Below are 18457 nucleotides of genomic sequence, written 5' to 3' on the forward strand. Positions count from 1 at the left end.
AGTTTCGTTCGAGAACTGAAGAACGCCTTCTAGCCTAGAGGATAGGGACGGCGATCGCTATAATTGGAGCAATTCTTAGCACGCGCGCAGGTATCAGGATCATGGCCAGTCCAGAACCCCCTAGCAACCAACCCGACGATCTCCTAGAAAACATCATTACTGATTTGGGTGAGTTGGACGAGCCTCCCGCACAGGATATTGATCTCAACTCCCTGACGGCTGAATTGGAGTCGCTCACCCTGACCGCAGAACAGCGGGCGATCGCCCAAAACCAAGCCCTACAAGAGCAAATTAGGCAGCTCACCGCAGAACTGGAAAACGTTCAACAGCAGCGAGATCAACTGAGCCAAGACCTTGCCCGCCTCCGTGAAGAAAATGCCACCTTGAGCGGCCTGCGGCAAAATCTTGAACAGGAACTGGCACAGGCGCTCATTCAGCAAGACGAACTTCAGCAGCAACTGGTGACACTGCAACTGCAAGCCTCCCAGATTCAGGAACTGCAAAGTCAAGTGGCAACCCTGCAATCCCAAGTCTCACAAATTCAAGAACTTCAAGATCAACTGGCCTCGCTGCAAACAGAAAAAACAGCTCTCGAACAACAACTTCAGGCGGTATTGGCTGCTTCACCACCCGCTCCTTTGGAGGATACCGCCCTTCTCGGTAATCCCCCAGACGCCGGCCTTGCCCAACAACTGGCGGAGATAACGCGGCAACTCACCCAAGTGGAAAGGGAGCGCGATCGCCTGCAAGAGGAACTTGCCCAAGCGCAAAATGAACTGCTCGGTCTGCAGCACGATTTAGAGGTGCTGCGCAACCAATCCTCAACCGTTGTTTCCACTGAACTCACCCTTGCTGCCCAAGAAAATCACCGCCTGAAGCGACAACGGTGGCGGCGTGACACCGTGCTTTGGATCAGTGGCATTGCGGCAACGGTGGTTTCTGCTTTGAGCGTCAGCTTAAATCTGCCGCAGCCCATTGGCCGCATCATTCCCCCTGTCGCCGCTTTGGCAGTTCCTGTGATTACAACGCTGGTTGGTAGGGGTGGGTCAAGTGAAAAGACTGCTTAGGCGATCCCCCTCTGGGCTAAAATCTTAGGGCAGGGACGCTTTGCTTAGGAGTTTAGATTACCGTGCCCAATCTCAAAGCTATTCGCGATCGCATCAAAACGATTAAAGATACCCGCAAAATTACCGAAGCTATGCGCCTCGTGGCGGCAGCAAAAGTTCGCCGTGCCCAAGAGCAGGTCATGGCGAGCCGTCCCTTTGCCGATCGCTTAGCTCAGGTGCTCTATGGCTTGCAAACCCGACTACGCTTTGAGGATGCCAATTTACCGCTATTGGCCAAGCGTCCTGTGAAGACGGTGGCGCTGCTGGTGGTGACGGGCGATCGCGGGCTGTGCGGCGGTTACAATACCAACGTCATTCGCCGCGCCAAAGAACGTACCCAAGAACTCGAAGCCGAGGGCGTCAAGTATATTCTGGTGATTGTTGGTCGCAAGGCAGCCCAATACTTCCAGCGCCGTAATTATCCCATTGATGCCGTGTACTCTGGCCTAGAGCAAATCCCCTCCGCCAGTGAAGCGGGTCAAATTGCCAGTGAACTGCTCTCCCTCTTTCTTTCGGAAACGGTGGATCGGGTGGAACTCATCTACACCAAGTTTGTCTCCCTCATTAGTTCAAAGCCCGTTGTCCAAACCCTGCTCCCCCTCGATCCCCAAGGGCTAGAGGCGCCCGATGATGAGATTTTTCGGCTGACAACCCGGGGTTCGCATCTGGAAGTCAACCGCGAGAAAGTCACCTCGACACTGCCTGCTCTACCCCCTGACATGATTTTTGAGCAGGATCCCGTGCAAATTCTCGATGCCCTGCTGCCCCTGTACTTGAATAACCAGTTACTACGGGCACTGCAAGAGGCCGCCGCCTCGGAATTGGCAGCGCGGATGACGGCAATGAATAACGCGAGCGATAATGCTCAAGCGCTGATTGGAACCCTCACCCTCTCCTACAACAAAGCGCGTCAAGCTGCCATTACCCAAGAGATTCTCGAAGTGGTGGCGGGTGCTGAGGCTCTGCGCTAGGAGTTGACCTCTGAAGCTGCTTTTTGTTTCCACTTCGGTTGGCCCTCTGGGTACAGGAAAAGGGGGCGGTGTTGAATTGACGATCCTCAATATGGCTCAGGCCTTGGGCGATCGCCAGCATACCATTCACATCCTTGCCCCCGAGGGTTCCCACTTGCCAGTGGTGGCAACCATTGAACCAGTAGCGGGTGCCCTTCAAGTGCCAGCGCAGCATCAAACTCGCGATCAACCGATTACACTGCCGCCCAATAGTGTGTTAGCCAATATGTGGGCACGGGTGCGGCAGCTTCAACAGGAATTTGATGTCATTGTCAACTTTGCCTACGACTGGCTGCCCTTTTACCTGACGCCTTTTCTCAGCCGTCCTGTGGCGCACCTAGTGAGCATGGCCTCGCTTTCGGACGTCATGGATCAGGCGATCGCCCGTGTCATTGATGACTATCCGGAAACCATTAGTGTCTATACCCGTACCCAAGCCGCCACCTTCCCTTTTGGCGATCGCTGCGTGTGTTTGGGCAGTGGTCTGGATCTGTCCCTCTATGACTTTTGTGCAGAGCCAGAGGATGCCCTGTGCTGGCTGGGGCGCATTGCTCCTGAAAAGGGTCTCGAAGATGCTGTCGCCGCCGTCAATGTCACCCGTACCCCTTTGAAAATCATGGGGCAACTGCAAGATATAGACTATTGGCAGCGCATTCAAGCAGATTACCCCAACGCCCCCATTGCATATCTGGGCTTTTTGCCAACACGGGAAATGCAAGCACAGCTGCGGCGCTGTCGCGCTTTGTTGCTGACCTCCCGCTGGGTCGAAGCCTTTGGCAACGTTGTCATCGAAAGCCTTGCCTGTGGCGTTCCCGTCATTGCTTACGATCGCGGTGGGCCGAGTGAAATTGTCCGTGATGGTCAAACCGGGTTTCTGGTTATCCCGGATTCTGTCGAGGCCTTAATTGCTGCCATTGGCAAGATTGATCAAATTGATCGGGCGGCCTGTCGGCAGCAGGCGGAACAGGAGTATAGCTTAGCTGTTTATGGGGATAGGGTGGAGCAATGGCTACAACGGGTAGCAGCCTCCTCTCTGCCCTAAACCAGCAAATGTTGCATGGCAAATTCCGTACTCCCCTATACAATAGGCAAGGTGCTAGTGGAGATGACACCTGAATGGGCTGGGTTCTGTTCCAAGGGACAAAGCGAGGACACTCACCCTTGCTCATTTCCTTTATGATGGCCACGATCGCCAGTGCGAGCCTAGGGTTCTGGTTTTTGCGGAGCCTGTCCCCGACACCGATGGCTCTCTCAGAACCAATGCCTTTACCTGACCCAGTTCAACTTGAACGACCTCTGCCCCGGCCGATTTTGGATGGCCGCGATCCCCTATTAGCAACTGTCCCCAACAAAGTCCCCCAACCACCAGCGGCTGCCTCTACCCACGCCAAGGCAATCTTGCCCACAGTGCCCCCTCCTGCCCTGCAACCCGTGCCTCCGAGCCAAGGCCCTGCACCCCAAGTGCGGGTGGCGATCGCCCGCGATCAAAGTCAACTGACCGTTGGCACCGCCGTAGCTACCGCTGTCACCAATGATCAACAGCAGGTGATGACCCAGCTTGCCCCTTCCCAAGGGGTCGTGGTCACAGCCCGCGATGGCTTTTTGCTCTGGAATGGCCAACCCCTTGCCCCCTCCCTCTGGATTCGCCCCAGCAATCAACTTGCGTTTGTTGGCGATAAATGGTATCGCGGTGTGGTGCGCCTCATTGCTCAGGGAAACACGGTTACAGCCGTCAATCAAGTGGACTTGGAACAATACCTCGTGAGTGTGGTGGGTTCAGAGGTCTATCCCGACTGGCCAATGGAAACCCTCAAAGCCCAAGCGATCGCTGCCCGTTCCTATGCCCTTGCCCAAATGTTTCAACCCGCCAGCCGCTTTTTTGATCTGGGGAACGACGAGCGTTGGCAGGTGTATCGTGGGATTGAAACCGAGTGGAACACCACTCAAGCGGCAGTCCAAGCCACGCGGGGCATTGTCCTCACCAAAAGTGGACGAGTGATGGTTTCGATGTATGCAGCAACCGACGACATTGTGCGCGATGTCTTTGGCGGGCGTGGCATGAGCCAAACAGGTGCTTATGAACTGGGCAAGCGCGGCTACAACTACCTGCAAATTTTAGGCACCTACTATCCGGGGGCGGGTCTATCGCAACTGCAAACCCAATAACCCTTCGGAGGCCAAGTCCATGAAATCTCCTCTTTTAGCGACTGCCCTTGCCCTGACAACGGTGGTCTGCCTTCAGTACAGTGGGCGAGCAGATTCGCCCTTGACCTCCACCCCCTTCTACGAAGCCTATACCGATGTGCCCATGGTGATGCGAGCCAAGCGCAGTGGCCGCCTTGATCTGAAAATGTCGGAGTGGCTCTCTTCGCCGCAGGTTCCCACAGATCACAAAGCTGCCCTGATCAATGCCCTCGGCTGGGATTTCAACGGCAAAGCCAATGGTCAAGCCTACCGCGCCTATCTTGCCCTAAGACAGGGTACGACCCCTGAAAATATCCCGCTGGAAAGCCTTACCGCCGATGACTTAATGACCCTAGGGTATCTCACAGCAATGGACAACTACTTTCAACCACAGCGGGGGATGTCTTTTCTCAATATGGCACAGGAACGTGACCCCGAAAGCTATGCGATCGCCATGGTACGCGGCCTTGTGGAAGCACAAACCCTCTTTGATGTCAGTTGGTGTCAAGTCTGGCAAGCGGTGAATCGCGTGGATGAAAATCCGCAACTGAAACGGGATTTACGCCCGAAGGCACGGGAGATTATCCTCAAATACATGCGCTTATACCGTCGGGATTGCTAAGTTTCAGGTTATGGGGTGTATCGAAGAGTTCATTGCAAGAACGACTCAACAAAAAGGCCACCTTGCCTTTGCCAAGGGGTGGGAAAAACTGGCGATTGATAAGTGGAGGATGAATGAGTATCAAGCAGTGATCTCAGCCCTCAACCATGCCTTAGCAATGGATCCTACCATGGCAAGATGTTGGTACCTGTTGGGCATGATCAGTGGTGTTGATAGTGATTTACAACAGGCACTAGCAGCCTACGAAAAAGCGATTGAACTGAGACCTGACTGGCAAATTGGCATTGACTTTCTCAAGTGTACGAGGTACTTGATTTACGTTTATAAAGATGTAGAAGAGCTACAGGATTGCCGTCAAAAAATCAGAGAATCCGTTGCCGAGTTCTATCAAACGTTTCAGAGTTTCTCTTTAGATAAGAAACAATATCTCTCGAAGTGGCTGGGGAATGTGAATACATTTTTACTGCCCTATCAAGGGAAAGAAACCCGCGATGTCCAACAACAGTATGGGCAGATGATCTACGAAATCATGACCAGTGTGATTCCAGCCGCCAAAGAACGCCCCCCAATGCCACCAGTGAAGGCCAATGAACCTCTACGGATTGGGTTTGTTTCAGGGCACTTTCGTGGGCATACGGTTTGGAAGTTGCTGCTCCACGGCTGGCTTAAACATCTTGATAAAACACAATTTCAGCTTTATGGCTACTACGTGCGAGATGATGGCGATCGCTGTACGGAGCAAGCAAAAACCTACTGCCATCGCTTTGTCATGGGCACCAAATCACCCGCAGAATGGTTTGAGCAGATTCGTGCCGATCAATTACATCTAGTGATTTTCCCCGAACTGGGCATGGATCTGGAACTGATCAAGATTGCCGCTCTGAAATTAGCGCCGATTCAATGTATGTCTTGGGGGCATCCCGACACCTCTGGCTTACCCACAATTGATTATTTCCTCAGTAGTGAGTTGATGGAACCGCCCGATGGCGAAACGCATTACACAGAAAAGCTGATCAGGCTAAAAAATTTGGGGATTGCCTTTAGTCCGCTACCCCCCGACCCGCGATCGCCCATTACGCGGGAGGAATTCGGCCTCAAAAGCGATGCCGTTATCTACGGTTGCCTGCAAAGTGTCTTCAAATATCTCCCCCAGTTTGACGACATCTACCCCGAAATTGCCGCAGCGGTCGGGAATTGTCAATTTGTTTTTATTACCAATCTTATGACCAAAAACAGCCGCCAGCGGTTTGAAGGACGTCTAGAACGAGCTTTTGCTGCCAAAAACCTTGACTATAGGGCGTACTGCTTTTTCTCACGCCCCTTAAACTTCTATGGTTTTACCTCCATGTTGCATTGTCTCGATATTTTCTTAGACAGCGTTGAATGGTCAGGGGGAAATTCTACCCTTGAAGCCCTCTACTATGCCCAAGTCCCTATGGTGACCACACTAGGACGCTTTATGCGGGGGCGGCATACCGCTGGTATTCTCACACTCCTAGAGCTACCGGAATTAATTGCACCAGATGTTTCTGCCTATATTCAAAAAGCCATTGAACTGGGTCAAAGTGCTGAGTATCGCCAATTTATCCGCGAAAAAATCCAAAACAATCTGCCGAAGGTGTTCGAGGATCAAGCCGGGGTACGCTCCCTTGAAGACTTTATGTGCGCTGCGGTGCAGGAGTTTGCCACCTCTGGCCGCCTCCTATAACCAATTGGAGTTCTAGATTCAGAAGCGGCTCAAGAAGCCCTTGGCATCCCTTGCAAGGCGGTAACAATCGCGAAGATTAAAAATAGGGCACCACTGCCCAAGGTCAATGTCCGTTCGGAGATGCGTCCAGCCATCAGGCCGCCGCCTAGAACCGCGATCGCGGCACAAATCCCGTGGCCAACAATGGCACCAAGGGCAACGCCCAAGGCATGGCTCGCGGCAGCAAGGGTAATCGTTGCAATTTGGGTGCGATCGCCCCATTCAGCAATGAAGGTGAGACTAAAGGCCTCTACAAAAGTCACCCAAGCAGGGTTACTGCCCCAACGGCTGAGATTGGCTTCCGCCTTTTCAACGGTTTCCACTGCCGCTTCACACTCATCCTCACAGGGGCTATCCCCCATTCGCCAGCCTTGAATTAGCATCTTGAGACCAAAAACAGTGAAGAGCAAAATCGCCGCATAGAAGGTGAACTCTTGCGGTAAAAGTTGAAAGACCTTGCCCACGGCCACTGAAAGCAGTGTCATCACAATTAAAGCCGCCCATACTCCAAGGAAGACCCACCGCTTGCTGTGACGGGTCGCCAAAATCATGGCAATAAAGAAGGTCTTGTCTCCCAGCTCAGAAATCGTGATGAGGGCCAGCCCCGCAGTAAAAGCCGTTAGCATGGAAAAGAATTCAAACTTTACCATGCCTTAAATTAGCACGCTGCCATGACGACACCGAAGAATTTCACCGCCCTTTTGAATCAGGTGGATTTACCCCTTGATTGGCTTGGGCTGCGTTACGTTGAGGAGATTGTCACGACTCGCAGTGCTCGGGATGGACATCCTGAAATGAACCAGCGATCGCGCCAGCGGGGTGTCATGGTTGAGGTGCTCGTCGATGGTCAATTTGCCTATACAGCAACCCCAAATTTGCAACCCAGTGCTATCCATCGGGCGATTCAGCAGGCCTATCAACAGGCGAAAACCGCTGCCCATTGGCGAGTCTTTAACTTTACGCCAGCGGCACGGGGCAAGGGCAAGGGACACTATCGATCGCCCCAGCGGCAACCTTTTGACCAACTTTCAGCCGCTGAATTGAATCACTTACTCCAAGACCTTTGCCATTGGCTCAAGGTTAGTGACGATATTGTCCAAACCCGTGCTTTTGTGCAGACCGTCGAGACCACTAGCCAGTGGTTGACCAGTGATGGCAGTCAAATTGAACAGCAATTTTATCAAGTGCTCACCGATATGAGCGCCACGGCTCAGGGGGCAGGGGTAGTGCAGCAGCGAACCGATCATGGTTGGTTAGCGCGGTGCTATCAAGGGGGGCTAGAGTGGCTGACGGCTGATCAATTGAGCGATCGCGCCCGCCACATTGGCGAGCAGGCCGTTGAACTCCTCAGTGCCCAAGAGTGCCCAGAAACAACGACAACACTGGTGCTCGCCCCCGATCAAATGATGCTGCAAATCCACGAGAGCATTGGTCATCCCCTAGAGCTAGACCGCATTTTGGGGGATGAGCGCAACTATGCCGGCAGCAGCTTTATTCGCCTTGAGGACTTTGGGCAGCGGCAGTACGGCTCCCCCCTCTTGAACGTCACGTTTGATCCGACCGTTGCCGGTGAACTGGCCAGCTATGCCTTTGATGATTTGGGGGTGGCGGCTGAACGCATCTATCTCATCAAGGAAGGACGCCTCCTGCGCGGTCTGGGCAGCCTTGAAAGTCAGCAGCGAGCGGGTGTCCCTGGTGTTGCCAATGCCCGTGCCTGTTCTTGGAATCGTCCCCCCATTGACCGGATGGCGAACCTGAATATTGAGCCAGGGACACAGTCCTTTGCCGAGATCATTGGCAACATTGAGTCGGGGGTGTACATGGAGTCCAATCGCTCTTGGTCAATCGATGACTACCGTCTCAAATTTCAGTTTGGCTGTGAATATGCCAAGCGCATTGAAAATGGCCGCCTGACCCAAACCCTGCGCAATCCCAACTATCGCGGTACCACCCCTGAATTTTGGCACAGCCTCATTGCGGTGGGAGATGCCTCCACCTTCGGTATTTTTGGTACACCGTTTTGTGGTAAAGGCGAACCCAATCAAGCCATTCGTGTCGGTCACGCTTCACCGGTGTGTGCCTTTGCCAATATCCAAGTCTTTGGCGGGGGTTGAATCAATGGGCGAGGTCAGACTCGAACTGACATGGGGAATCCCCGCTACATTTTGAGTGTAGTGCGTCTACCATTTCGCCACTCGCCCTCAGGCTTATTACTATACCATGCTTTAGGACGACTGAGTCATCTCCAGAGCGTGACAAGCGCGATCCACAAGGGTTTGTAGGGCAGGCAGTTGCTCGGTGTGTTCTGAGTAGTACAAATTGGCATTGCCGCGATCGGTGTCCTCCCAAAACTTGGGCTGAGCCTGGCGCAGGCGATCGCAATTTTGCTGAAAGAGACGCTTAAACCCCGCCAAGCCGAGAACCGCTGCATCCTCCACCATATCCTCAACAATCCGCTGCGCAAACTGAGGTTGCTGCCGTGCCAAGTAAAAGAGGGCAAGTCCCATTTGTAGGAGGCGAACCCCTGTACTTTTGCCATAGGGGCGATCGCCATTTTGGGGTTGACGCAGTTCCGGTGGATTATCTAGGCGAAGCATTTCCTCCAAGAGTTCCAGTTGCAGTCGCTCCTCCCACTGCTGCTCGTTCACCAAGATTAAGACCTTCTTTAGCTCAGCGGCAAAGACATCAACAATGAAATACAGTGCAGGACTATTCTGTGCTAACTCATAGACTTCATTCCCGTAGGCACGTAGATAATTCACACACTTTTGGGTGAGCTGGGGGCGCTGGTAATGCACCAGACTCTCAATAAACCGCCGATAGTGAAAGGCCAAGTTATAGAGATTGCGTGCCTCGTTGTAACGACTGCCGTGTTTAATGGCAAAGCGCATCATTGTATTAAAGCGAATAATGATTAGGTCCAGCAAAATGTCATCCCCCATACTGAGAATGCGGTGGGCGATCGCGCACATCTCAGAGCCACACAGCGACGCGAGAGGAAACTGCTCCTCCTCCAAAAAGCGCACATAGGCATTGCCGAGGAGCCGAAAACACTTTTGCTCATAGAAGGTATGGTTCTCTTCAATCTGGCTAAATTGGTCAAACATCGTCTTGAAGGCAATATCTCCCATCACCGCACCGCTGAGGCGAAAGAAATAGGCTGGGTAGTCGGGCTTGCAACTGATGTAGTGCTGAAGCAGTTCACTGACTGCACCAATAATCTCGGCCTGCGCTCCCCGAAACGCCACATAGGCCAGCAAATCATCCAATTGGTTCAATCCCGCGATCAGGTGAGCCTGACTACGGCGCAAAAACTGCGGTTGATAGGACACCCCATCCTTGAGAACAATGCCCAGTTGACTCATGTAGTGATACTGGCGGCGGTAAATTTGCTGAGCCACACTTTCTGGCTGGATGGACTTGAGAATGTAGAAGATGTAGGGGAGGGCCGTCAAAATTGCCAAGGGCAAGAGGCCGTATAAATTCAACAGGATGCTGCCGACAGGATGCCGTCCCAAGTCCTGCAAAACCTTGATGTAGAAGATATGGGCACCCCCCAAAACCAGACACCAGACATAGATCAGGCTCGTCCAGTCCTGCATGTACAGTTCAGTAATTTTGGGGATATTTTGCGCCGCAATGGAAATCACAATGATTAACGTACCGAGGGTGAGGCCGATGACCGAGAGCCACACCTCTGGGGCAAAGCCAGTATCAAAGGTACCAGCAACCAAGCCAGCAAAGAACCTTGGGGCAGTTGCTTTTAGATGAGCGAGGACAAGATTAGCACTGCTATCCAAGAGGGCAAGGGCAGCCAGACTCAGACCAAAAGCCACAAGCGATCGCGGCAGATGGGGAGTGGTCAAGAACCAGCGGTGGAGTTTCTTCAGCATCTATCCGTTTGAGTCAAGGGTCTCCGCTCCCGACTATGACACACCCGCGCGCAAATTTCCTGTCGCCCCTTTGATCTCTCTGGGAATTCATGCTAGGATAGTGTTCCTGACTTGGGCTTGTAGCTTAGTGGATTAGAGCGGCTGACTACGGATCAGCAGGTCGGGGGTTCGAGTCCCTCCAAGCCCGTTGAGTAAAGCTGAATAAAACTATAGAGCTATTATTTTTTATTCAAATCAAAAAGGGTGACCGTAGCCACCCTCTATCACGTTACTTATCGTTGCTCAGCGATCGCAGAGTGCCTAGACCACCACGGTTTTCTGAGTCACTTGTTTCAGTTCACCTTTGGCATATTTGGCAGCATAGTCATCAAGGCTGAGTTGCTTAATTTTGCTGGCATTGCCGGCGGTACCAAATTGCTGATAGCGTTCAGCACACACTTTTTGCATGTATTTAATGGAGGGCTTGAGGAAGTGACGGGGGTCAAATTCCTTGGGTGCCAAGGCGAGAGCTTCACGCACCGCAGCGGTAATGGCCAAGCGGTTGTCGGTGTCAATGTTCACTTTGCGGACACCGCTTTTGATGCCTTTTTGGATCTCTTCCACAGGCACGCCGTAGGTTTCAGGAATTGTGCCACCGTACTGGTTGATGATGTCAATTAATTCTTGGGGCACTGAGCTAGAACCGTGCATCACCAAGTGGGTGTTGGGCAAACGACGGTGGATTTCTTCCACGCGGCTGATGGCGAGGATTTCACCCGTGGGTTTGCGGCTAAATTTATAGGCACCGTGGCTGGTACCAATGGCCACTGCAAGGGCATCCACTTGGGTACGCTCCACGAAGTCCACAGCTTGATCGGGGTCAGTGAGCAGCATTGAGTGATCGAGGGCACCTTCAAACCCATGACCATCTTCGGCTTCCCCTTTACCGGTTTCCAAAGAACCAAGGCAGCCGAGTTCCCCTTCTACGGAAACACCAATGGAGTGCGCGACTTTTACCACTTCGCTGGTGACGGCCACGTTGTACTCATAGCTGGCGGGAGTTTTGGCATCCGCTTCAAGGGAGCCATCCATCATCACACTGGTAAAGCCGTTGCGAATGGCGGAGTAGCAGGTGGCAGGCTCGTTACCATGGTCTTGGTGCATCACAATGGGGATGTGGGGGTAGGTTTCCACCGCAGCCAAAATCAGGTGACGCAGGAAGTTTTCCCCAGCATATTTACGGGCACCCCGCGATGCTTGCAAAATCACGGGACTGTCGGTTTCATGGGCCGCCTGCATGATGGCTTGGATTTGCTCCATGTTGTTGACGTTGAAGGCGGGAATGCCGTAACCATTTTCGGCTGCGTGATCGAGCAGCAAGCGCATGGGTACGAGTGCCATAGGGTTATGTCCTCCTTAGTAGAGCGGATGTATCGCTTCGTTAACCTTACCGATAATCTTAGGCTATGTTTGCTCGTTTATGTTACAGGGGAGCGATCGCTGGTCTATTGAGAATACAGTCCTTTTCTATAGATCAGCCGTACCCAAAGAGGGTGAGGTTCAAAAAATCTCCCGTACGGGAACTTCAATGCCGTTAATCACGGGTACGGCAATGCCCCGCGAGACATGGAAGTAGATCCAATCCTCTAAGAGTTCGGAGAGATGCTCGCGGCATTCAAGCACTGTCTTGCCATGGGCCTTGACCCCCTCAAGGTCTGGAATTTCACCGTAAATCAGGCCATCCTCTGCATTGAAGTGATAGATAGCCCGCTCAAGAGCCGCATTCATATAGTCCGACAGCGACATCCCTAGGGCTGGCCTCCTGAAAGGTAGGCAGCAACAGCAGCAGCGGTTCGATTGCCATGTTCAACACGATCGCCCAAGGCGACACCCTCAGCATAGTTACTACACAGGAACAGGCCGGGGGTTTGACTGAGGGCATGGGTCACCTGCTGCCACTGCTCAGGGTAGCCGACAATATATTGGGGAATCGCCCGTCGCCAAACTTTCATACCGAGTAAGCGTGCCTTGGCTGCGGGTAAATCAAGGAGGCGGCTCAAATCCTGCTGCACCTGCTGGACAATGGTTTCTTCGCTGAGGCTTGCCAAATCAGGATCCGTGGCACCGCCAATAAAACTCGTAAAGACTTGCCAACCGGCGGGAGTGCGTTGGGGAAAGAGACAGGACGACCAAATAGTGCCAAGGGTGCGGATGCCCTGACCGCGAGGAATGAGTACCCCAAAGCCGGGGCGGACACTGCGCCCGAGTCCAGCGGGGTAGGCCAAGACCACACAGGCCACGGTGGGATAGGGGATGGTAGCCAAAACACGGGCGATCGCTGGCTGAAAAGGCGCTACCAACTCTGCAGTTTGATAGGCGGGCGTTGCCAAGACCACACTGCGGGCGTGCCACGTTTGCTCACCACTGCGCAGCAGGTAGCCACCCTTGGATTCTGGGGTAATTTCCTGAACCGGGGTTTGCAGGTGAATCGGTGCCTTCAATTGTTGGGCGATCGCCCGAGGTAGCACAGCCAAGCCTTCCTTAAAGGAGCCAAGTTCCCCCGGTCGCATCTGCACACCCGTAGGCGGCTTCGGTTTAGGGGCTTGTTGACGCCGTAGGCGCAGGGCACCGGCAATGAGACTGCCACCCAGTTTTTCCAGTTGGGCAATACGACGAAAAGCAGCAGCGGCACTCAGTTGTTGTGGATCACCCGCATAAACCCCAGAGACAAAGGGCGCCACCAGCCGTTCAGCCACCTCTTGCCCCAAATGGCGACGGAAAAATGAATGAACTGATTCATCGCCACTGCCCAGATAGGGGGGCACAAACCCCAAGGCACCAAGGGCTGCCCGCACTTTTCCCCAAGGGCTGAGCAGATTTGAAGTAGCCAAGGCAAGGGGACGGGTGGGTTCTAGGGGGTAGAGGTGTCCCCGCCAGTAGATGTAGCGCGGTAGGTGGCGATCGCCCCGAATGAGTTCCGACTGCAAGCCCAGCTCAGCAATAAGTTGTAACAGGGCAGGGGTCGGTGCAAAGCTATTGGGACCCAGTTCCCAGACAAAGCCCTCCGCTGCTTGTGTCGTAATATTCCCCCCAAGGCGATCGCTGGCCTCTAGGACAACCACACTGTACTGGGGGGCGCTTTGCTGCAACCGCCAAGCCAGACTCAGGCCACTGAGGCCACCCCCGACAATTGCGACATCTACCTCACTCACCCGTTTTGCTACCCTCCAACGTGTTTAGGATCGCTTGAACAACGAGTCGAGATAGACCCGTGCCGTGCGGCGATCGCATTCTCCATTTTGCAGCAAAAAGAGGGACAGTGCGGCCACAAAGACGCGATCCTGATCCCAATCGGGATGCCGCTCGAGGTAGTATTTCAGGGTCTCGTGTAGCTCCTCTGGAATCTCGGCAAGAATACTAATCGTGGCTTGAGCGTTCATACCGTGAGTTACCTCAATAAAACCAAGACAAAATTGCAGGCGCCATCAGCTCGCCCTGGGTAAACCTGTGGAAAACTCCCATAAAAGTTCTGACCAAATCCCCAGACCCCTGACTCAGAGCGGGATTTAGCCCTACATTCACAAGGTTTCAGAGCAAGTGAATCTCTATCCGTGGAACTCCATTGTCTGGGTTGTCCTAGGGTCTGTCAATCCTTGTTTTCACCCATCTTGGCGATCGCAATCCACGACAGAATCAGCGTTTCCGGACTTTTGACGCTCCTTGCGTTTTCCCCAAGGCTCCAGCAGCAGTTATCCCCAGAAATGCCTTGAAATCCGATCACACCGTCAAGGCCTGTGGAAAACTTTGCCCCAATCTGTGGAAAACCTTGGGAAAATTGGGGAATTTTTGGGGAAAGTTAGGGGAAAATTAAGGTTCTATTAAGGTTCGCTTCAGAGAAAATAAAAGCAGCAAAAGTCAGGGATTCATGACTTTATTAACTTTTGCGGGATTCGCGCAGCGATAAGTCCTGCCCTGTACCCGATGGCCTGAGAGGTCATAGACGGGCTTCAGGGGGCGGCCAGTCATCATCTTCAGGGGGAGTATGTTCTGGATTTTCGATGGTTGTCCCCTCTGACGTTGCCTCATCCTCAATATCACTACTTTCGGGAATATCCCCTAGGAGATCGGCGGCAGCGGTGCGCGATTCTGGCGATGGAGGCGGCGTTTCTGTCGGTTCAGCATCGGGAGCAGATTCAGAGACTAGAGGCGGTTCAACCACTCCTTCAGAGGTCGCCGTCGGTTCTGGAGTCTCAACCACTGTTTCAGGAACTGCCTGTTCTGCCACTGGCTCAGGAGTGGCCGTGGGTTCTGGGGCATCAACGACTGTCTCAGGAGGCATCACTGCTGCCGTTTCAGGAGGGGCTGGTTCTGCCACTGCCTCAGGAGTCACCGTGGATTCTGGAGTCTCAATTGCCGTTTCAGGAGATGCGTGCTCTTCTGGTGCTTCGGCGGTCACTGTGAGTTCTGGAGCGTCAACTGTTGTCTCGGGAGGGGCTGGTTCTTCTGAAGCAGTAACCGTTGCTGGTTCTGACTCCTCTGGGGTACTGGCAGTGGGCGGCTGCAGCGTTTCAACACTAGGCGTTTCTGGGGGAGTCATTTCGGCAACCCCTTCGGACGGCAGATCAGCCGGTGCGTCTGTGGGAGTGTCTGCGGTGGGGCTGGCTGTTGTTTCTGCGACTGGCGCTGGTTCAGCAGAGTCTTCTGGGACGGTGGCTGCTTCCTCAGTGGCTGGGGTGGGTTGTTCGGCAACGGTACTGGGGGTGCTGGTTTCCCCTGTCCACAGATCTTCTTTAATGTCGCCAGTATCCATCGGCGGTGGTGGGGTATCCACAGGAAGCTGGGGGCGATCCGGCTGTTTCTGGAGACGATCGCGCAAGCTACTGATGAAGCCTTGCAGTTGCTCACCGATTTTTGCAAAGGTACCTTCGGGCAGCAGAGACTGGACTTTTTGCCAGAGGGCTTGAGCTTTTTGGGTGTCGGTGCGATCGCCCGGGTAGGTGAGTTGCCAGCGATAGCTGAGGGTCTGCCAACCCAACCAGAGAATTAAGGCCACTGCGGCTGCTGTTCCTAGGAGCAATCCACCGCCAATGCGATCGCCATAGATCCACAGAGTCAGGGCAAAGAATAATCCCGCGCCACTGGCCACCAGATCAAACCTACGGTACAGTTCCGGTAGGAAGAACCCCAACAGATACAAGCCTAAACTGGCGATCGCCATACTCCAAGCCAGCAAGTTCGTCAGCATTCCCAGTCCTCAGAAAGATAACGGCACACCGACAAGGCGGTATCAACCTTCTACCTTACACCGCACTGAATTTGTCTCTGCTAAAGTTTATTCTTTGTCGAACTGCTGATCCCCAAGGAAGAGGGTGCCACGGGCTGAATAAACTGTTTGCAAAAAATTTTTGGCTCAGGGTGACATATTTGCCTTGGATCTGCCAGTATTAGCCCATGAGGATTGAGGGTGACCTGCTATGATGAGCCTAAGAATTTATGCCTATTGATACTAATCTATTGATATTAATTATTGATTCAACGTATTTCTTTTTGGTGGAGCGAAGGAGTTGTTTGTGGCAAATCAGCCAGTGATGGAGTTTAGTGAGCGTCCATTCCACTTCATTGGCATTGGTGGTATTGGTATGTCAGCCCTTGCCTACATTCTCGCCAAGCAGGGCTTTAGGGTGTCTGGATCCGATTTGCGTCCCAACCGCTTGACCGAGCAACTGGCTGAGTTAGGCGTGCAGATCTTTATTGGTCAGAGTGCGGCCAACCTTGAAACGTATCCCTTTGCCCCGCTGCCTCAAGTCATCTGCTCCACCGCCATTCGTAGCGATAACCCTGAATATCAAGCGGCTCAACGGTTAGGCTGTCCCATTTTTCACCGTTCCGATGTGCTTGCGGCACTGATGCACCGTAGCCAAAGTATTGCCGTTGCCGGCACCCACGGTAAGACAACCACCAGCAGCATGATTGCCTATTTGCTGTTGCAGGCCGGGCTGGATCCAACGATTATTGTCGGGGGTGAAGTGGCGGCGTGGCAGGGCAACGCCCGCGTGGGTCAAAGTCCTTACCTTGTTGCTGAAGCGGATGAGTCCGATGGCTCCCTGCGCAAATTCCATCCCCATATTGGCGTCATTACGAATATCGAGCTTGACCACCCCGATCACTATAATTCCTTGGAAGAGGTGGTGGCCACGTTTCAGCAGTTTGCTGATCAGGCAGACATTGTGATTGGCTGTGCCGATTGTCCGAATATCCACGATCGCCTGCATCATCCGCGCCTGTTGACCTATAGCCTGCAGCGACAAGGGGCGGTGGACTACTGTGTGGATCATATTCAATACACCTCTGAGGGCACCACGGCACGGGTTTGGGAGCGAGGCACCTCCCTTGGCATTCTACAACTGAGTGTCTTAGGTGCCCACAATCTCCAAAATGCTCTGGCGGTGATTGCAGTGGGACGTTATCTTGGCATTGACTTTGCCACCATTGCTGCTGCTTTATTGGAGTTTCGCGGTGCCCGCCGCCGCTTTGAAGAACGGGGACAGGTGAATGGGATTCGCTTTATTGATGACTATGCCCACCACCCCAGCGAAATTAGTGCAACCCTAGAGGCAGCCCGCCTGCAAGTGGGGACGCAAGCTCCTTGGCAACGGGTCGTGGCCGTGTTTCAACCCCATCGCTATAGCCGCACCCAAACCTTTCTCGAGGCCTTTGGCCAGTGCTTCACCGCAGCGGATCACGTGATCTTGACGGATATCTATAGTGCGGGTGAACCCAATCCCGGCACAATTAGTGGTGCTGATGTGGCCGCCTGTGCCCGTCAGTATCATGCTGCAGTGGATTATTGCCCCACCCTTGAAGCGGTACAAACTCGCTTGGCGCATCTGCTGCAACCGGGGGATCTGGTGATCTTTCTTGGGGCTGGCAATCTCAATCAACTGATTCCGTCTGTAATGGCGGATCAAGAACAATTAAGTGTCTCTTCCCTCACTGAGGCGATCGCCCTATGACCTTGTCCTGCTTGCCCCAAACCCAGTGCCCTCTGCAACGCCACATCTCCCTTGCCGAGTTTACGACCCTGAATGTGGGGGGCTGTGCCGAATGGTTTGTGGAACCGCGTACCGTTGCTGAATTGCAGGCAGCCTACATCTGGGCGCAGGAACAGGAACTGCCAATTACGGTTTTGGGGGCAGGCTCTAATCTGCTGGTGAGCGATCGCGGTGTGGCGGGTCTTGTGATCGCCACTAGGCATCTGCGCTATCTCAACAGTGATCTAGAAACTGGACAACTGACGGTGGGTGCGGGGTATCCCTTGCCCAAGTTGGCTCACTATGCCGCAAAACTGGGCTGGCGTGGTCTGGAGTGGATTGTTGGCATTCCCGGTACGGTGGGGGGGGCGGTGGTCATGAATGCCGGTGCCCATGGTGGCTGTACAGCGGAGCGACTCGTGTCAGCGGTGATTTTGGAACCCGACGGCACATTGGCGGTGGTGGCGGCACGGGAGTTGGGCTATGGCTACCGTACCTCTTGTCTTCAAAACAGCCAGCGATTGGTGCTGCAGGCCACATGGCAGCTGGAACCGGGACATGACCCAGCCCAGGTGAAAGCAGACACCCAAAAACACCTGAGCGATCGCCTGCGGACGCAGCCCTACGATTTCCCCAACTGTGGCAGTGTCTTCCGCAATCCCCAAGAGCGAACAGCAGGTTGGTTAATTGAGCAAACGGGCTTGAAGGGCTACCAGATTGGCCGCGCCCAAGTTTCCCAAAAACACGCCAACTTTATCCTCAACTGTGGCGGCGCAACAGCGATGGATGTCTATCGCTTGATTCGCCATGTACAAGCTGCTGTTGCGGATCGCTGGTCCGTGTGGTTGCAGCCGGAAGTGAAGCTGATTGGTGACTTTGCCTAGT

At 53.6% G+C, this 18457-nt stretch carries 16 protein-coding genes and 2 tRNA genes; 10 read left to right on the forward strand and 8 right to left on the reverse strand.

What is annotated here, in order from left to right:
* The first annotated feature begins 101 nt into the window (after positions 1-101).
* From RHJ31_RS12425 to RHJ31_RS12450, 6 genes are all read left to right on the forward strand, one after another.
* On the forward strand, positions 102-1067 hold the full coding sequence (locus RHJ31_RS12425) for a hypothetical protein (RefSeq protein ID WP_302676808.1): 966 nt from the start codon (positions 102-104) through the stop codon (positions 1065-1067).
* A gap of 62 nt (positions 1068-1129) precedes the next feature.
* Complete coding sequence (locus tag RHJ31_RS12430; protein WP_302676809.1) at positions 1130-2077, forward strand: F0F1 ATP synthase subunit gamma; 948 nt, start codon at positions 1130-1132, stop codon at positions 2075-2077.
* A 91-nt stretch (positions 2078-2168) separates the two neighbouring features.
* Positions 2169-3158: a glycosyltransferase family 4 protein gene (locus RHJ31_RS12435; protein WP_302677822.1), complete on the forward strand. Its 990-nt coding sequence runs from the start codon at positions 2169-2171 to the stop codon at positions 3156-3158.
* Positions 3159-3232: 74 nt separating this feature from the next.
* Positions 3233-4282 carry a SpoIID/LytB domain-containing protein gene (locus RHJ31_RS12440; RefSeq protein ID WP_302676810.1) on the forward strand — a complete coding sequence of 350 codons (1050 nt, stop codon included), beginning with the start codon at positions 3233-3235 and terminating at the stop codon, positions 4280-4282.
* A 19-nt stretch (positions 4283-4301) separates the two neighbouring features.
* Positions 4302-4922, forward strand: a complete 621-nt coding sequence (locus RHJ31_RS12445; protein WP_302676811.1) for a hypothetical protein — start codon at positions 4302-4304, stop codon at positions 4920-4922.
* Positions 4923-5031: 109 nt separating this feature from the next.
* Positions 5032-6630: a hypothetical protein gene (locus RHJ31_RS12450; protein WP_310445880.1), complete on the forward strand. Its 1599-nt coding sequence runs from the start codon at positions 5032-5034 to the stop codon at positions 6628-6630.
* Between the two features lie 29 nt (positions 6631-6659).
* Here the strand turns inward: RHJ31_RS12450 and RHJ31_RS12455 are convergent, their stop codons facing one another.
* Positions 6660-7295, reverse strand: coding sequence for a TMEM165/GDT1 family protein (locus tag RHJ31_RS12455; RefSeq protein WP_302676813.1), 636 nt, complete (start codon positions 7293-7295; stop codon positions 6660-6662).
* Between the two features lie 45 nt (positions 7296-7340).
* Here RHJ31_RS12455 and RHJ31_RS12460 point away from each other — a divergent pair, with 45 nt between their 5' ends.
* Positions 7341-8783, forward strand: coding sequence for a TldD/PmbA family protein (locus tag RHJ31_RS12460; protein ID WP_302676814.1), 1443 nt, complete (start codon positions 7341-7343; stop codon positions 8781-8783).
* 5 nt (positions 8784-8788) lie between these two features.
* Here RHJ31_RS12460 and RHJ31_RS12465 read toward each other — a convergent pair.
* Positions 8789-8870, reverse strand: a tRNA-Leu gene (locus RHJ31_RS12465).
* 24 nt (positions 8871-8894) lie between these two features.
* Positions 8895-10562, reverse strand: coding sequence for a hypothetical protein (locus RHJ31_RS12470; RefSeq protein ID WP_302676815.1), 1668 nt, complete (start codon positions 10560-10562; stop codon positions 8895-8897).
* A 113-nt stretch (positions 10563-10675) separates the two neighbouring features.
* Between RHJ31_RS12470 and RHJ31_RS12475 the strand changes: the two genes are divergently transcribed.
* Positions 10676-10749: transfer RNA gene (locus RHJ31_RS12475), tRNA-Arg, on the forward strand.
* A gap of 113 nt (positions 10750-10862) precedes the next feature.
* On the opposite strand, the gene fba is transcribed toward RHJ31_RS12475, so the two are convergent.
* The 5 genes from fba to RHJ31_RS12500 form a co-directional block, all read right to left on the reverse strand.
* On the reverse strand, positions 10863-11942 hold the full coding sequence (gene fba, locus RHJ31_RS12480) for a class II fructose-bisphosphate aldolase (protein ID WP_181495590.1): 1080 nt from the start codon (positions 11940-11942) through the stop codon (positions 10863-10865).
* 159 nt (positions 11943-12101) lie between these two features.
* A complete protein-coding gene (locus tag RHJ31_RS12485) occupies positions 12102-12347 on the reverse strand; it encodes a type II toxin-antitoxin system HicB family antitoxin (protein WP_286625738.1) in 246 nt (81 codons plus the stop codon).
* Between the two features lie 2 nt (positions 12348-12349).
* Positions 12350-13753 carry a protoporphyrinogen oxidase gene (gene hemG, locus RHJ31_RS12490; protein ID WP_302676816.1) on the reverse strand — a complete coding sequence of 468 codons (1404 nt, stop codon included), beginning with the start codon at positions 13751-13753 and terminating at the stop codon, positions 12350-12352.
* A 24-nt stretch (positions 13754-13777) separates the two neighbouring features.
* Positions 13778-13981, reverse strand: a complete 204-nt coding sequence (locus RHJ31_RS12495) for a DUF2811 domain-containing protein (RefSeq protein WP_011056228.1) — start codon at positions 13979-13981, stop codon at positions 13778-13780.
* 554 nt (positions 13982-14535) lie between these two features.
* Positions 14536-15786 (reverse strand): Ycf66 family protein, encoded by a 1251-nt coding sequence (locus RHJ31_RS12500; RefSeq protein ID WP_302676817.1) that lies wholly within the window; start codon positions 15784-15786, stop codon positions 14536-14538.
* A gap of 343 nt (positions 15787-16129) precedes the next feature.
* On the opposite strand from RHJ31_RS12500, the gene murC reads away from it, so the two are divergent.
* A complete protein-coding gene (murC, locus tag RHJ31_RS12505; protein WP_206201596.1) occupies positions 16130-17554 on the forward strand; it encodes a UDP-N-acetylmuramate--L-alanine ligase in 1425 nt (474 codons plus the stop codon).
* Entirely contained in the window at positions 17551-18456 is a 906-nt protein-coding gene (murB, locus tag RHJ31_RS12510) for a UDP-N-acetylmuramate dehydrogenase (protein ID WP_302676818.1), read from the forward strand. The genes murC and murB overlap by 4 nt, the downstream gene beginning before the upstream one ends.
* Position 18457: the final 1 nt, after the last annotated feature.

This window comes from Thermosynechococcus sp. JY1331 (genome assembly GCF_031583475.1).
Lineage (GTDB): Bacteria > Cyanobacteriota > Cyanobacteriia > Thermosynechococcales > Thermosynechococcaceae > Thermosynechococcus.

Coding starts and splice junctions, on each gene's coding strand:
- RHJ31_RS12440 (WP_302676810.1), top strand. CDS start 3,233: ATGGGCTGGGTTCTGTTCCAAGGGACAAAGCGAGGACACTCACCCTTG.
- RHJ31_RS12470 (WP_302676815.1), bottom strand. CDS start 10,562: ATGCTGAAGAAACTCCACCGCTGGTTCTTGACCACTCCCCATCTGCCG.
- RHJ31_RS12445 (WP_302676811.1), top strand. CDS start 4,302: ATGAAATCTCCTCTTTTAGCGACTGCCCTTGCCCTGACAACGGTGGTC.
- RHJ31_RS12460 (WP_302676814.1), top strand. CDS start 7,341: ATGACGACACCGAAGAATTTCACCGCCCTTTTGAATCAGGTGGATTTA.
- RHJ31_RS12435 (WP_302677822.1), top strand. CDS start 2,169: ATGGCTCAGGCCTTGGGCGATCGCCAGCATACCATTCACATCCTTGCC.
- RHJ31_RS12455 (WP_302676813.1), bottom strand. CDS start 7,295: ATGCTAACGGCTTTTACTGCGGGGCTGGCCCTCATCACGATTTCTGAG.
- RHJ31_RS12485 (WP_286625738.1), bottom strand. CDS start 12,347: ATGTCGCTGTCGGACTATATGAATGCGGCTCTTGAGCGGGCTATCTAT.
- fba (WP_181495590.1), bottom strand. CDS start 11,942: ATGGCACTCGTACCCATGCGCTTGCTGCTCGATCACGCAGCCGAAAAT.
- RHJ31_RS12500 (WP_302676817.1), bottom strand. CDS start 15,786: ATGCTGACGAACTTGCTGGCTTGGAGTATGGCGATCGCCAGTTTAGGC.
- murC (WP_206201596.1), top strand. CDS start 16,130: ATGGAGTTTAGTGAGCGTCCATTCCACTTCATTGGCATTGGTGGTATT.
- RHJ31_RS12425 (WP_302676808.1), top strand. CDS start 102: ATGGCCAGTCCAGAACCCCCTAGCAACCAACCCGACGATCTCCTAGAA.
- RHJ31_RS12450 (WP_310445880.1), top strand. CDS start 5,032: ATGAATGAGTATCAAGCAGTGATCTCAGCCCTCAACCATGCCTTAGCA.
- murB (WP_302676818.1), top strand. CDS start 17,551: ATGACCTTGTCCTGCTTGCCCCAAACCCAGTGCCCTCTGCAACGCCAC.
- RHJ31_RS12495 (WP_011056228.1), bottom strand. CDS start 13,981: ATGAACGCTCAAGCCACGATTAGTATTCTTGCCGAGATTCCAGAGGAG.